This window comes from Pseudovibrio sp. WM33 (genome assembly GCF_001623165.1).
Taxonomy (GTDB): Bacteria; Pseudomonadota; Alphaproteobacteria; order Rhizobiales; family Stappiaceae; genus Pseudovibrio.
In genome coordinates, this window is sequence record NZ_LMCK01000139.1 from 67,749 (window position 1) to 82,701 (window position 14,953).

Annotated in this window: 8 protein-coding genes; 2 read left to right on the forward strand and 6 right to left on the reverse strand. The window is 50.5% G+C overall.

Annotated features, from left to right (window positions below):
- Window positions 1-8: 8 nt before the first annotated feature.
- From PsWM33_RS24015 to PsWM33_RS24040, 6 genes are all read right to left on the reverse strand, one after another.
- On the reverse strand, window positions 9-1,181 hold the full coding sequence (locus PsWM33_RS24015; protein WP_063296305.1) for an ABC transporter permease: 1,173 nt from the start codon (window positions 1,179-1,181) through the stop codon (window positions 9-11).
- The gene (locus tag PsWM33_RS24020) at window positions 1,178-2,206 is read right to left on the reverse strand and encodes an ABC transporter permease (protein ID WP_063301895.1); all 1,029 of its coding nucleotides are present in this window, start codon (window positions 2,204-2,206) and stop codon (window positions 1,178-1,180) included. The genes PsWM33_RS24015 and PsWM33_RS24020 overlap by 4 nt, the downstream gene beginning before the upstream one ends.
- Before the next feature lie 126 nt (window positions 2,207-2,332).
- Window positions 2,333-4,249, reverse strand: coding sequence for an ABC transporter substrate-binding protein (locus PsWM33_RS24025; protein ID WP_063301896.1), 1,917 nt, complete (start codon window positions 4,247-4,249; stop codon window positions 2,333-2,335).
- Window positions 4,246-6,147 (reverse strand): ABC transporter ATP-binding protein, encoded by a 1,902-nt coding sequence (locus PsWM33_RS24030; protein WP_063301897.1) that lies wholly within the window; start codon window positions 6,145-6,147, stop codon window positions 4,246-4,248. The genes PsWM33_RS24025 and PsWM33_RS24030 overlap by 4 nt, the downstream gene beginning before the upstream one ends.
- Window positions 6,148-6,287: 140 nt before the next feature.
- Window positions 6,288-8,024, reverse strand: a complete 1,737-nt coding sequence (locus PsWM33_RS24035) for an adenylate/guanylate cyclase domain-containing protein (RefSeq protein ID WP_208994726.1) — start codon at window positions 8,022-8,024, stop codon at window positions 6,288-6,290.
- 237 nt (window positions 8,025-8,261) lie between these two features.
- Window positions 8,262-9,425, reverse strand: coding sequence for a CaiB/BaiF CoA transferase family protein (locus tag PsWM33_RS24040; protein WP_063301899.1), 1,164 nt, complete (start codon window positions 9,423-9,425; stop codon window positions 8,262-8,264).
- Between the two features lie 270 nt (window positions 9,426-9,695).
- Between PsWM33_RS24040 and pepN the strand changes: the two genes are divergently transcribed.
- The gene (pepN, locus tag PsWM33_RS24045; protein WP_063301900.1) at window positions 9,696-12,332 is read left to right on the forward strand and encodes an aminopeptidase N; all 2,637 of its coding nucleotides are present in this window, start codon (window positions 9,696-9,698) and stop codon (window positions 12,330-12,332) included.
- Window positions 12,333-12,524: 192 nt separating this feature from the next.
- Window positions 12,525-14,900, forward strand: a complete 2,376-nt coding sequence (locus PsWM33_RS24050) for a PAS domain-containing sensor histidine kinase (RefSeq protein WP_063301901.1) — start codon at window positions 12,525-12,527, stop codon at window positions 14,898-14,900.
- Window positions 14,901-14,953: the final 53 nt, after the last annotated feature.

Below are 14,953 nucleotides of genomic sequence, written 5' to 3' on the forward strand. Positions count from 1 at the left end.
GGCTCCAGCTACTTATACGGATCAGCTGCATCGCGCAGCCCGTCGCCCATGAAGTTGAAGGCAAGCACGACAATGATGATCGGAATAACCGGCGCCATCAACCACGGATAAATGGTAACGACAGAAATATTCTGAGCTTCATTGAGAAGAACACCCCATGAGACAGCAGGCCTCCTCAGTCCAAGATTCAAGAAAGAAAGTGCCGTTTCACCAAGTATCATCGCTGGTACGGAAAGAGTTGCGGAAGCGACCAGATGGCTTGTAAAACCGGGGAGCAGGTGTTTAACAATAATGCGACTAGGGCTTGCACCCATGAGCGCCGCGGCCTTGGCATATTCTTCTTCTCGCAGCGAGAGCAATTTTGATCTGACGGCACGCGCCAAACCCGGCCAGTCCAGCAGACCCAGAATGACGGTCAGGCCAAAGTAAATCCAGACCGGCGACCATGTTATCGGCAAGGCTGCAGACAGAGCCATCCAGAGCGGGAGTTCTGGCAGCGAGCGCATAATTTCTATAACGCGTTGAATTGAGCTATCGATCCACCCACCGAAGAAGCCAGCAAGTCCGCCCAGCAAGACGCCAAGCACCATGGATATGCTTACTCCAACGAGGCCAATTGTAAGAGACAGCCGTGCTCCATAGACAAGCCCAGAGTACTGATCTCGCCCCAATCTGTCCGTTCCTGCGATGAAAAGCGTGCCGTCTTTCGCGGGGCAAATGACGTGAAAGCTCGCGGGAAACAGCCCCCAGAACTTGTAGGGTTCTCCTTTACAGAAGAACCGAATTTTTTGGACTTTTGTAGTATCTGTCTCGTAGACCCACTTCAGATTTTCCAGATCAACTGAAGGATTTAGGCCATACACAAAGGGTCCTACCAGTTTGCCTTCATGGAACAGGTGGATGGCTTGTGGTGGGGCAAAGAGGAAGTCTACGTTTCGTTTTGCCACCGGATACGGAGCAATGATTTCGGCAAAAGGGACGCACAAGTAGAAAAAGAAGAGGATGATCGCGGAGAGAACTGCCAGTTTGTGCTTGCGGAATTTCCACCAGATGATCTTCCATTGAGGAGCCTGATAATACCTCTCCTGCTCTCGGGTTAGAATCTCAACATCTTTAGGATCAAAGCCCTTAGGGTTGACGTAGTGCTCTGCTTTGTCCTCTCCACGTTCGCCCGGGCTCATTGTCTCGCCCCTTCTTTTCCAAGGCGAATTCGTGGATCCAGATAACCAAGCAAGACATCAGAGACCAACATGCCAATCAATGTGAGGATGGAGACGAAGAGGAGAATAAACCCTGCAAGGAACTGGTCCTGCGATTGAAGCGCTCCAAGAAGGACGGGACCGACAGTAGGCAGGTTGAGAACAACAGAGACAATAACTGAGCCTGATACAAGCGAAGGAATTAGGTTGCCGATATCTGCGATGAATGGGTTGAGAGCAACACGAAGAGGATACTTGACGAGGAGTTTGCTTTCTCGCATTCCCTTTGAACGGGCGGTTGTGACGTATTGCTTATAGATTTCATCCAGCAGATTAGCACGTAATCGGCGGATCATGGCAGCTGTGCCGGATGTTCCGATGACAATCACCGGAACAATCAGATGTGCCACAATAGACAGGGCTTTACCGCCGCTCATGGGTTCGCCAATATAATGCTCCTCCATAATGCCCCCTACCGTCAGTCCGAACAAGCTGTTGGCCAAATACATTAAAACCAATGCCAACAAGAAGTTAGGGGTCGCGAGACCGAGATATCCAATAAGTGTGAAGGTGTAATCCCCCACCGAATACTGATGTGTCGCAGAGTAAATGCCGATGGGAAAAGCAACGCAGTAAATAAAGAGGATCGTGGCAAGGTTGAGCGCAACTGTAAGCGGCAATGTTGGGCCAACCACTTCACCGACTGGCTGGTCATACTCAAAGGACCAGCCCCAATTACCCTGAATTAATCCATCAAACCCATTGGGTCCGGGCCAGAGCCCCACCCATATGCCGTAACGCTCCACAAACGGCCTATCGAGAGCGAACTCTTTGCGCAAAAATTCCAGTCTGCCAATAGATGCGCTTTCTCCAGTTGAGCGGAGCATGGAGATCTGGTTGGAGATGTAGTCCCCTTCTGGCAATTCAATGATGAAGAAAATCAGGAAACTGATGGCAGCAAGCGTTGGTATCATCACCAACAGCCGCCGCAGGATGTAATTGAGCACCCGCTTCCCTTTCTTTTCTCACACCACTCGTGGGAGAAGTCTAAAGGAGCTCTCTTGGCTTTCTCTGAGAAAATCTAATCAGGTTTGAGAAGCCCTATTAGCCCGCGCTTAAGGCAAGTGAAAAAATCAATGAGGAAGATCGTCTTCATCCGGTAAGAGGTCTTCAAAAAAGAAGAGATCCATGCGATGAATGCCGAACTGAGCTCCTGGATCCCACCCATAAATACCCATTTCAGGTACATTCAAAAGCCCTATAACAACCACCGGCTGCCGGACGGCATTGACCAAACCAATATGGATTGTTTCATCCGCGTGGATCTGCAGGATTTGCTCCCAGATCATGTCCCGTTCTTCGAAACTGCTGCTCACCAGCCATTGATCAAAGAGCTCAATCAAACGGATTGCTGGGGGCCAGTCAGGTTTAACACCTGCGTGTCCATCACTCTCATAGTAGTTGCCCCATGGAGCCCATGAGAGAAAATCTTCGCGCGTGGGAGCATAGTCTATCGGCGGCATATCTGCTGTTGGTACGCCGTTTTCAAAACCGGACCAGACAGACATCATCAAAGCGCCAGAGAGCGCACGGGCCCGGATCGTGTCGCGCTGGCTTGGGCGGATGAAAGCAGAAACGCCGATCTCCTTCCACGTTTCTGCAACAAGCTCCAGCGCATCATCCTGTTCAGCACTCTCGCCTGTGGTCTCAATAATGAGTTGCAGCGGGCGTCCGTCTTCCAGCAAGCGTACGCCGTCTCCTCGCCTATCTGTCAGTCCAATATCATCCAGCAACTGGTTGGCAAGCTCTGGATTAAACTCTGCCCAAGCCGTTTGAAAATCTGGCTGATACAGCGGAGAAATGTTCAGAACCGTATCGTTGCCAGCTCTACCTAAACCAAAATAGAGCACTTTGTTTATGAGTTCACGATCAATGCCCAACGAGAGCGCATGGCGAAATCTACGATCTTGCATGAGTTTACGCCACACCGCGTCTTTAACGCTGAGGTTAGGCAGGATCGAAATCTCAGAGCCTTTTGAGTTGAGCCAAAGGCGCGTGTCATAATCCTGTGTTTGCTCACCACGTTTAAGCACGGAAATGTCAGAGAACCCTAGTCCACGCGCTTGCAGATCACTCTCGCCTGCCAGCGTTTTTGCTGGAATGAGTTTTCCATCGACCACATCCATAATGATGCGGTCGATGTAAGGAAGTTGCTGGCCTGCACTGTCCACCCGGTGAAAGAACGGATTACGCTCCATGACTGCCCGGCGGTCACCCGAGGTGTTACGTGGCACCCATGGCTGCAATGTAGGGATATGTGGATTGGATGCGCCGTACATGTCATCCATGCGATTGAACAGAGGTGCCCACCCACGTACTTTCTCAATACGGGCAATCTGCCGGATAAATTCCGGATTTCCATATTCTTCATGGAATTGCTTCATATAAGCAGCTGGCCGGTAAATGAACGGCGGGCGTGCTTTTGCAAGCTCCTGCAGGAACAGGGGATTTGGCTCATGCCACTCAAAACGGACCGTCGTCTCATCAATAACTGAAAACTCGGGACCTTCACCATCCACCAACATGAACCCCGGCAGACCGATGGGGTTCAGCTCCTCGTTTAGGGCAACATCTTCAAACCAAAACCGAAAATCTTCTGCATTAAAGGAACTACCATCAGACCATTTATGACCTTCACGCAGATTTAGAGTGAAGACCTTGTCATAATGATTATCTACGCTCTCCAAAATGTCTGGATTTAACTCGAGGTTTTCATTGTACCCAACCAGCCTTGCATAACCCCACACATTGATCAGGCGCACGTCTTTAGGCCGCGAAATAAGCGTATGTAGTGCACCACCCTGCACTCCGATTACACGGCCAATATCATCGGGGTAGGTCACTAGCGGTTCTTTGGGAACACGATCTACGACAGATGGCAGGCCCGGTGGAATCCCCGGAGTTTCCTTCAGGACCAGAGCCCCTGAGACCGTAGGCACTGTGAGGCTGATAAACATAACAACCATCGTGAGGAGGCCAAGTTTTCTCATATATGGCTGCCTCCCAATCCGACAATATCGCGCATGCTTTCCATTCCTGGAGCACATACCCAATGGTCTGTCTCAATCTCAACCAGATATGGGACGGTCGTGTAGCGCATCCGGTAGGGCGAAGGCCATTGTGTCGGGTCCGAGCTTGAGGTTCCTGCCAGAGATGAAAAATCCAGTTTGTGTTCCAAAGAAGGTTCTGGCACCGCTTTGAGGAGTGCGCGCGTATAGGGATGGATCGGATTATCTATGATCTGCCGCGTTGGCCCGACTTCCACAACCTTGCCCTTGCACATGACCGCCACACGATCGGAAATGTAGTCAACCACAGCAAGGTTGTGGCTGACGAAAACATAGGTCAGGCCCAACTCATCTTTGAGGTCTTTGAGCAGGTTCAAGATCTGTGCCTGAACGGAGACATCAAGCGCTGATGTTGGCTCATCGCAAATCAAGAACTCCGGGTTTAGCGCCAGGGCTCTCGCGATTCCAATACGTTGCCTTTGGCCTCCGGAGAAGGAATGCGGGTAACGACGCAGATACCTTGGCGACAAGCCAACAAGATCAATCAGTTCCCGGATACGCGCTCCTTGACTGAGACTGTCACCTATGCGGTGTATGACGAGCGGTTCCTGTAGGATCTCGTTGAGTGTTCGGCGTGGGTTTAACGAAGAAAACGGATCCTGAAAGATAATCTGAGCACGCTTTCGGTATTGGAAGAGCTCTTTTTCAGAGAAGCCCTGAATATCGCGTGGACCGTCCTCAGTGGTGTAGGAGATTTTGCCTCGCGTCAAAGGAAAAGCACGCAGCATAGCAAGGGCGGCTGTGGTTTTTCCAGAACCAGACTCTCCAACGATACCAAGGCATTCGCCTCTACGGACCGTCAAAGATACATTGTCGAGGGCAGTTGTCATGCCTCTGCGTTTTTTGCCGCGCAGGTTCTTGAATGTAAAGCTCTTACAAACGCCCTCTAGTTCGATGAGCGGCGTTCCACGAAATGCGTGAGCTTTACCAACCGGGCTTGGCTGCAAATCAGAATGATGCGCGCGAGGTTTGATTGGGCGGATTGGAACAAGGCGCTCATCCGGCTCCATAGAAAGCGATGGAACCGCATGGAGCAGAGCTTTCAGATAAGGGTGTTGCGGGGTCAGGAACAGGTCTTCAACACTGCCTTTTTCCATGATCTCACCGTTGTAGACCACGACAACCTCATCAGCCATGTTTGTGACTACACCAAAATCATGCGTAATCATGAGTAGTGTCATGTTCAGTTCAGCTTGTACTTCCTTAATCAACTTCAGAATTTCGGCCTGAATGGTGACATCCAGCGCGGTTGTCGGCTCATCTGCAATAAGAAGCGTGGGGCGGCAGATCATCGCCATAGCTATGAGTGCGCGTTGCCGTAAGCCGCCAGAGAGCTCAAATGGATAGGCACGGATTGCACGCTCAGGCTCAGGGAAATGAACCAGACGCAGCATATCCTTGGTCAATTCCTGGGCTTCTTTAGTGCCAACAAAGCGGTGCAGCTTTGCTGCTTCGCTGATCTGATCTCCAATGGTGTGCAGTGGTGAGAGCGAGACCATGGGTTCTTGAAAAATCATTGCAATCTGATCGCCGCGAATGGCGCGCATGGCAGGACCAGCCGGAGGCAGTTTTGCAATGTCTACTTTCTCACCGGTTTTGCGATTGTCCCGAAATAAAATTTGTCCTGATGTGATACGAGATTTTGCAGGAAGGATCCCCATAATCGCTCTGGAGATCACGGTCTTGCCAGACCCTGACTCACCAACCAAAGCGACGCATTTGTTTTCTGGGACACTAAAAGACACATCGCGGACAACTTGGTGATGCCCTTCGTCTCCATGAAACTCTACCGACAACCCTTTGACGTCAAGCAGGTTCACGTGCGTCCCTTCCTCACTGGTCTGTTGCTAGCGCACGCGAGAAAACCTTTCGCGGCTTTCACACTAGAACAGGGCTTTCTTTCAATGAGGTTGGGTTGGGTGGCACACTTAAATTAAACTAGAAGACAATGCCGGGATTATTAGTCGTCGCATATGGTCGAGTTGAGCTGCCAAACCTCGACTTTGCCCTTCCGGCCACGAATGTCATGGCTACCGCGATGGGTTACATTATCGGGTCGGCCCGCTTTCTCAACAGTTTCACCGCTCAACACCACACATGCTCCTTTAACGGAGGAGATGGTGCCACCCAGGCTTTGCAGGCGACTGCACACATTCACGGCATCGCCGACAATGGTGTAATTCCAACGTTCGACCGCCCCCACATTGCCAACAATTACCGGGCCTGTGTGAATGGCAATCCGTACATTCAAAGCATTTTCGGGTGTAACTGCATTGGCTTGCTGGATAGCGCTGACCATATCTTCTGCAGCGGCGATTGCGCGGCGGGCATGGTCTTCCATCTCGTTTGGCGCACCCCAGAATGCGAGCATGCCATCACCGACGAACTTATCGACTGTACCCTGATGAGCTTCGACAGCAGACACAAGCAGTTTAAAGTGATCATTGAGCAGACCAGCCACTTCGCCAGCGCTTCTGTGTTCGGAGATCGACGTGAAGCCTTCGATGTCCGTAAACAGGATCGTCAGTTCAGCTTCTTTCGCTTTGGCCGCCCGGTCGATCCCCATAGCCATCAACTTGGAATAGAGTGACTTTGGAATGTACTTGCTCATGGCCAGAAGGCCACTGGTACTTGCATTCATAGCAGACGTGATCTGATCTACTTCGCGGATGTGGCTACGTGGCAATGGCTCAAGGTGTTCAAACTCTAATGCACCGAACTTTTGTGCACGTGCAGCGATATCTTTAAGTGGAGACGCCAAGCGGCGAGCAAAGAAAATTGCAACAAGTGCGGACAGAAACACAACAGCTACACCTGCAAAGACCGAGTTGATTAAGCGGGTGAATTCGTCGTAGCGCGAGTTGGCAAGTTGGTATTCACCTACGTAATACACTTCACCATCCGGGGAGATGAGTTTTTGTAAAACGAGGACGTACATGTCTTCTCCATCAAAAATCAGATGAAGCTCCACGCCCTTCTTCCTCGCTCGCTGACTAAAAGGTTGTGCTTTACTTCCCTCGAACTTTGCAAGGACAGGGTCACCAAAATCTGTCACTCGTTCCAAGAGATTGTGCTGTTGCAAATCACTTGTTGGCGAAGAATAGGCAAGCACCCGATTTTCGCTGGTCAATATGAAACGTGTAACATCTTCTTCATCTTCGATCTGATTGCCAACACCATCTTCATGCGTTGGGACTAGGATCGAGCCGACCCCTTTCATCGTGATGATTGCAGAGACATAGCCAATCGTCTTGCCGTCAAACTCAATAGCACTTGTGACTGTCGCAAAAGGATTTTCACCAGAGGCGTAAAAATCTCCCCAAAAAGGATCTTGATTAGTTTGCGCGTCGATGCTTTGCATACGGGAGAAGTTGAAAAGGGCTTGATCAGGGTGAAAAGAGACCAGATCCTCACGATCTGCTCCATGGCGCAATCCCCAGGACGTTTCGTTAGGAAGGGAGAGTACCAATCCGTCAATGCTCTTTACACCAAACAATACGCCACGAAAGGTTTGGCGCGCCCGAAATATAGCACTTTGTGTATTCGGTTGCTCTTCTGCATATATCTTAATTGCATAGACAGAAGAAAACGCTGGCGTCATATAAGCCCCCAGCGCGTTGTTGATTGCTTCCGTGGACTTGATCGAGGCTTTTTCGATCAAGCTTCGGGTGTTTTTCAGGTTAGTATGAACAGACATGTACAGCACAATGCCGCCGCACAAGGTCACCACAGTCACAAAAGTAAGACTTACCAGCCACGTGAGTGACAGTTTGTAATAGCATCGCCGTATACCGATTGCTTTACGCCTGATCCTATTCCAAAACTTCAAACCGTGACCCACCTGTGTGAGGAATGCCAGCCCGTTAAACCACTCTCCGGACAGAGGGTCAAACTGCCTTCCTGCACATGGCGTCGCTAGTCTTTATTCTACTGCTTATTTGCCTAATTCTCTCAATATCTCATTTCTATGCTCATCGAGAGCTGGTGCACCCTTCTCCAGTTTCAGCTTAGAATTAGTAAACCGAATTGGCGTACGGACATAGGTTTGCTCGCCTTGATGCTTAGAAGTTGTTGGCAATTTGACCTTCATTTGCCGGTGTTCAATTTGCGGATCCTGCAAAACATCAGCAACTGTATTGATCGGACCTGCCGGAACGCCGCGTTCTTCCATTTTTGACAGGAGTTCATCCCGATTGAAGTTCAGCACGAGAGCCTGAAGTTTTTCTGTTAATTCTTCGCGGTGCTTCACACGAGACGGGTTGGTGGCATAGCGCCCGTCCTCAGATAGTTCTTCCTGCCCAACAATCTTGCAGAAGTTCGCAAACTGGGTGTCGTTGCCAACCGCCACAATGAGATGACCATCTTTCACTTCAAAAACCTGATATGGAACGATGTTTGGATGAGCATTGCCCATACGGCTAGGGACATTGCCGCTGCTAAGGTAATTCATCGCCTGATTGGCCAAAACACCGACCTGAGCATCTAACAAAGCCATATCGATCCATTCGCCTTCACCGGTCAGATCACGGCGGCGCAGAGCTGCCTGAATCCCTATGACACCGTATAGGCCCGTGAAGATGTCAGCAAAAGCAACACCCACCTTTTGTGGCTCGCCGCCTTGCGAACCAGTCAGATCCATAATGCCACCCATCCCCTGGATCATGAAATCGTACCCGGCGCGGTGGGCATAAGGACCATTCTGACCAAAACCAGTCACGGAACAATAGATCAGCTTTGGATTGATCTTTTTGAGACTGTCATAGTCGAGGCCAAACTTGGCCAGTCCGCCAACCTTGAAGTTTTCGATCAGCACGTCACTTTGGCGTACCAGATCATAAATCAGCTCAAGGTCTTCCCGCTTCGAAAAATCGGCTGCGATGGATCGTTTACCACGGTTACAAGCGTGGAAGTAGGCCGCACTTTTGCTGCCACCTTCCTCCTCAATAAACGGAGGGCCCCAGGTTCGGGTATCGTCACCGCGCGGGCTTTCTACCTTGATGACATCCGCCCCCAAATCTGCGAGGGTTTGTCCAATCCATGGGCCTGCCAGAATGCGCGCCAGTTCCAATACTTTTATGTTTTCCAGGGGAGCTGTCACGGAAGCAACCTCAGCCTTTTTGTATAGATCTGTTTCAGGAGCTCAGTGCTACCTGTTTTTTCGGGATAGTGCTTACGAGGATCTGTCATGATCTCCTTCCAGTCCTTCCCTTGCTTGATAATTTGATTTTTGGGTGCAAAAGTGATGAGGTTTTCATTCCCTGCATTTGACCGGAACCGTTTTCAACGGTACCGCCGATCTACATAAAAATTTGGAAGCGCTGCGCCAAGGGGTGATCAAGCTGCTTTAACACTTCTTGGGAGAACAGGTATGCGATCTGAAACAGCTCAGCTCATTAAACTGCAAGACTACACAGAGACACCCTACGTCATTGAGAGTGTTTCTCTTGTCTTCAAACTTCAACCAGAAGCAACCGAAGTTATCTCCACCCTCACCATTTCCAAGCGTGATGGCACCGAAAACGGCGCTCCACTTGAGCTCGCTGGTGACGAGCTTACACTAATTTCAGCCGCTATTGATGGCGCACCATTAGCAGCAGACGCTTTCGAAGCCTCTGCAGACAAGCTGACAGTTCATGCACCACCTGCTGAGCGTTTCCAGTTGGAAGTTATCACCAAGGTGAACCCAACCACGAACACCAAGCTGGAAGGACTTTACCTTTCTCAGGGCATCTACTGCACTCAGTGTGAGGCAGAGGGCTTCCGCCGGATCACTTATTACTATGACCGCCCGGATGTGCTCTCCGTATTCACCACACGTATTGAAGCTGACAAAGCATCTAGTCCGATCTTGCTGGGTAATGGTAACCCGCAGGACACAGGTGACATTGAAGGCACTGACCGTCATTTTGCAGTATGGCATGACCCGCACCCGAAGCCAGCTTATTTGTTTGCGCTCGTTGCCGGCGACCTTGCCTGGATTTCAGAGAAGTACACCACAGCTTCCGGTACACCAGTCGATCTGAACATCTTTGTCGAAAAGGGCAATGAGGAACGCGCAGACTGGTCCATGGACAGCTTGATCCGTTCAATGCGTTGGGACGAGAAGGTGTTTGGCCGTGAGTACGATTTGGATGTGTTCAACATTGTTGCTGTTTCTGCGTTTAACATGGGCGCGATGGAGAACAAGGGCCTCAACATCTTCAACGACAAATACATTCTGGCAGATAGCGACACAGCTACGGACTCAGATTACGAAGGTATTGAGACCGTTGTTGCCCACGAATACTTCCACAACTGGACTGGCAACCGCATCACATGCCGCGAATGGTTCCAGCTCTGCCTGAAGGAAGGCCTCACAGTATTCCGCGATCAGGAATTCTCTTCTGATGAACGTTCCCGCCCAGTGAAGCGCATTGCAGATGTGATCCGCTTGAAGTCCCGCCAGTTTCCTGAGGATCAGGGGCCACTTTCACATCCAGTCCGCCCAACAGAATACAAAGAGATCAACAACTTCTATACAGCGACTGTCTATGACAAAGGCGCTGAACTTGTTCGTATGATCAAGACTATTCTTGGTGCGGACAACTTCAGAAAAGGGATGGACCTTTATTTCGAGCGACATGACGGAGATGCCTCAACCATTGAGGACTTCATCAAATGCTTTGAAGATGCCACCCAGATCGATTTATCTCATTTCAGCCTGTGGTACCACCAGTCCGGTACACCAGTCGTGAAAGCAAAGGGCTCTTACGACGAGGCCGCAAAGACTTTCACTTTGGATCTTGAGCAGATTAATGTTCCAACACCTGGACAAGACCAAAAGAAGCCATTCTTCATTCCAATTCGCTTTGGCCTGGTTGGCCCGAATGGCGACGATCTCACCTATTCCAGTGCCGAAGGTGCTCAAGTCGATGGCGACTTGCTGTGCCTAAGCGACAACAAACAAACCGTTGTCTTCCATGGTATTGGCAGTAGACCAGTTCCTTCCCTGCTGCGCGAGTTCTCTGCTCCAGTTAAATTGGAAACAGGCTTGCCCCGTGAAGATCAGATCTTCCTGATGCGCCACGACATCGACCCGTTCAATCGCTGGCAGGCTGCTCAGACGTTGATGACTGAGCTGCTTATTGAGCTGACCAATGGTTCAGAGCCGACAGGCAAGGACGCCTTTATTGAAGCGCTCGGTCACATGGCAGCGGATGAGAACCTTGATCATGCATTCCGTGGTTTTGGCCTGATGTTGCCTAGCGAGCAGGCAATCGCGCTTGAAATCGGCAAAGATGTCGACACAGATGCGATCGGCAATGCACGTGATGCGTTTTCCAAAGAGATCGGCGTTGCACTCTATGATACTTTCAAACGTATCTATGATGCATTGGAGATGCCTGCAACGTTTAACCCGGATGCTCTATCTGCTGGGAAGCGTGCACTGAAGCTGCGTTGTTTGACTTACATAGCAGCAAGTGCAGGTGAAGGCAGCGCTGCTCTGGCTAAAGCGCATTTTGACGCTGCTGATAACATGACTGACCGGATCAGCGCCCTGAACTGTCTGGTTAAGTTCGAGCTGGCAGGAGCACAAGAAGCGATGGCTTCCTTTGAGGAACGCCACAACGGTACTGCTCTTGCCATGGATAAATGGCTGGGTGTTGCAGCTAGCGCACCAAGCAAAGACACCATTGGCGCCCTACGTACTCTTACAGAACACTCTGCATTTTCTTGGGATAATCCAAACCGTATCTATGCGCTTATTGGTGGCTTCCTGGGTGGCAATACAAGAAGTTTCCATGCAGCTGATGGCTCAGGATATGATTATCTTGCTGAAATCACGTTGCAATTGGACAAGACTAACCCTCAGGTTGCTTCCAGAATGGTCAAAAGCTTTGGCACCTGGAAGAATATGAATGCAGAACGCAGAGTAAAGGCAGAAGCCGCTTTAAAGCGAATTCTTGAAGCAGACCAGCAACTCTCTACTGACGTCAAAGAAATAGTTGAACTTTGCCTAGACTAAGACAGTCTACTTTGCATCCTACGAAGTCTCTGAGAGTCCTATGAAAATTAACGGCAGCAAAAAGTGCTGCCGTTAACCATTTTTTTGTGTCGAGACTCTGGACAAGTTGATTCGGATAGATTCAAATGAATGTGATTCGGGTGAATTGCAACCCGAGTTATTTGCGGCGGAATCTGACACATGGGGGCATTCATGGCACGAGCCTTTGCGGGGGGCGCGACCGCTCGACGACTCTTGAGTTCGACCAAACGGACAGGCAAAAAAGACGCTCTGACCGGACATATCAAGTTGCTCGCTCAACCAGCCTACCAACGTCTCTTAACCACGGAACCAATGATGCGCAGAATTATTCCTGCTCTTTGCATCGTGTTCATTGCGTGTACCGCTATTTTCCGCGGACTTGAGATTGCTTACAATTATGAGAATGTCAGCCAAAAGGCTCAAGACGACCTTACACTTATTGCAACTGCCCTGACCGCCAGCATTGAAATTTCTGAGCAAGAAAAAGGCTCCGCCGGCCTGACTTCTGCTTTGCAGCGTGCACTTTCTGAGGCCCTTCCCCCGCGGGCCACCAGCCAAAGCCGCCAGATTCTTTTGACTGATCCGAACGGCACCATTGTTGCCAGCGCTCCAACCCGTCCCAATATGGAAGGGCTGAAGATCACCAGTTTCCTCGGTGACACTCAGCCGATGACATTCTTTGGAAAGCGCGCTGGCGTTTTAACGCTCAATGAGGGCACCAAGGACGCAACCCGCGCAACGGTTCATCATTTACCTAACAAACTTGGCATGGTTGCTATCATGCAGCCAGAAGACGCGATCTTCTCCTCTTGGCGCGCTGAACTTTCCGCCAATGTCACGATCTTTGTTGCAACCTCCATGGTGCTGCTGGTCATTATCTACGCCTATTTTGCGCAGGCAACCCGAGCGCAACAGGCAGATGGCATTTACTCGGCGACGCGCTCTCGCATTGACGCTGCCCTCAACCGTGGTCGTTGTGGTCTGTTTGACTGGGACCTTTCCCGTGGCCGCGTGTTCTGGTCCGCTTCGCTCTATGAGATGCTGGGCATGGATCCGCGTAATGATATTATGGGCTTTGCTGAGATCCAATCCCTGACCCATGCCGATGACGTTGATCTTTATGATCTTGCAAAGAGCCTGCTGGATACCGGCAAGAGCAACGTGGATCGTCAATGGCGCATGCGTCACAGTGATGGTTCCTGGGTCTGGCTTCGGGTTCGTGCTGAAGTTCAAACTGATGCGGGCACCAATGAGCCTCACCTGATCGGCATCTGTATGGATGTGACCGAGCAAAAGCGCTTGGCAGAGCAGAGCCGTACTGCTGATCTACGCCTGCGTGATGCGATTGAGAACATCTCCGAGGCCTTTGTCTTGTGGGATGCTGACAACCATCTGGTGATGTGTAACTCCAACTACCGCAAGCTGCATCAGCTGCCAGACCATGTTGTGCAGTCGGGCACGCCTTATGCGACTGTCATGTCCTCGGCAAGCCAACCGATTATTTCTGAGCCTGAGGAAGGCGACCACATCGACAGCGATATGGGCAGTTCCTACAAGGTTGAGATGGAAGGTGGCCGCTGGTTACAGGTATCGGAGCGCCGGACCAAAGATGGTGGTTTCGTTTCCGTTGGCACCGACATTACAGAACTGAAACGTAAAGAAGAGAAATTGCTTGAGTCTGAGCGCGGTCACATGGCAACCATTGCTGACTTACGCCAGTCACGCCAGAAACTTGAACTACAAGCTCAACAGCTGGTGGAACTGACCGAGAAATATGCGGATGAGAAGACCCGTGCGGAAGATGCAAACCAAGCGAAATCCGAATTCCTTGCCAACATTTCCCACGAGCTGAGAACACCACTGAACGCGATCATCGGCTTCTCTGAGATCATGGATCAAGGCATGTTTGGTGATCTTGGTTCTGACAAGTACAAAGAATATTGCAAGGACATTCATTCCTCCGGGAATTACCTGCTGAACGTGATCAACGACATTCTGGATATGTCTAAGATTGAAGCAGGTCGGATTGAATTGTCTGTTGAAGATGTTCAGATCCAGCAGATTGTTCAGGATGCAGCCCGGATTATCTCTGCGACAGCAGCTGAGAAAAACATCAAGGTTGTCAGCGAAAACCTTCCTCATATGCACCTGCAGGCTGATCGCCGCGCTGTTAAACAGATCTTGCTCAACCTGCTTGCAAATTCCATCAAGTTTACACCAGACAATGGTGAGGTTCGGGTCTCTGCTCGTAAGGTTGGTGCCTTTGCAGAACTCAAGATCTCTGACAACGGTATCGGCATCTCCAAGAAAGATATCGACCGTCTCGCCAAGCCGTTTGTTCAGGTCGAAAACCAGTTCACCAAGACACACAAAGGTTCTGGCCTTGGGCTGGCGATTGCACGGTCTCTCAGCGAGCTGCACGGCGGTTACATGGAAATCGCTTCTGAAGTTGGTACAGGCACCGAGGTTACGATCAAGCTGCCCTTGAAGGCTAAAAGACGCGAAAAAGGCCGCCTGACGGGCATCAGCAACCTGAACGCTGCTTAAGCGTAAGAAGACATTCTTCAAAGAAAAGGCCGCTTCATCAGCGGCCTTTTCTG

Coding starts and splice junctions, on each gene's coding strand:
- PsWM33_RS24015 (WP_063296305.1), bottom strand. CDS start 1,181: ATGAGCCCGGGCGAACGTGGAGAGGACAAAGCAGAGCACTACGTCAAC.
- PsWM33_RS24025 (WP_063301896.1), bottom strand. CDS start 4,249: ATGAGAAAACTTGGCCTCCTCACGATGGTTGTTATGTTTATCAGCCTC.
- PsWM33_RS24035 (WP_208994726.1), bottom strand. CDS start 8,024: ATGTCTGTTCATACTAACCTGAAAAACACCCGAAGCTTGATCGAAAAA.
- pepN (WP_063301900.1), top strand. CDS start 9,696: ATGCGATCTGAAACAGCTCAGCTCATTAAACTGCAAGACTACACAGAG.
- PsWM33_RS24050 (WP_063301901.1), top strand. CDS start 12,525: ATGGCACGAGCCTTTGCGGGGGGCGCGACCGCTCGACGACTCTTGAGT.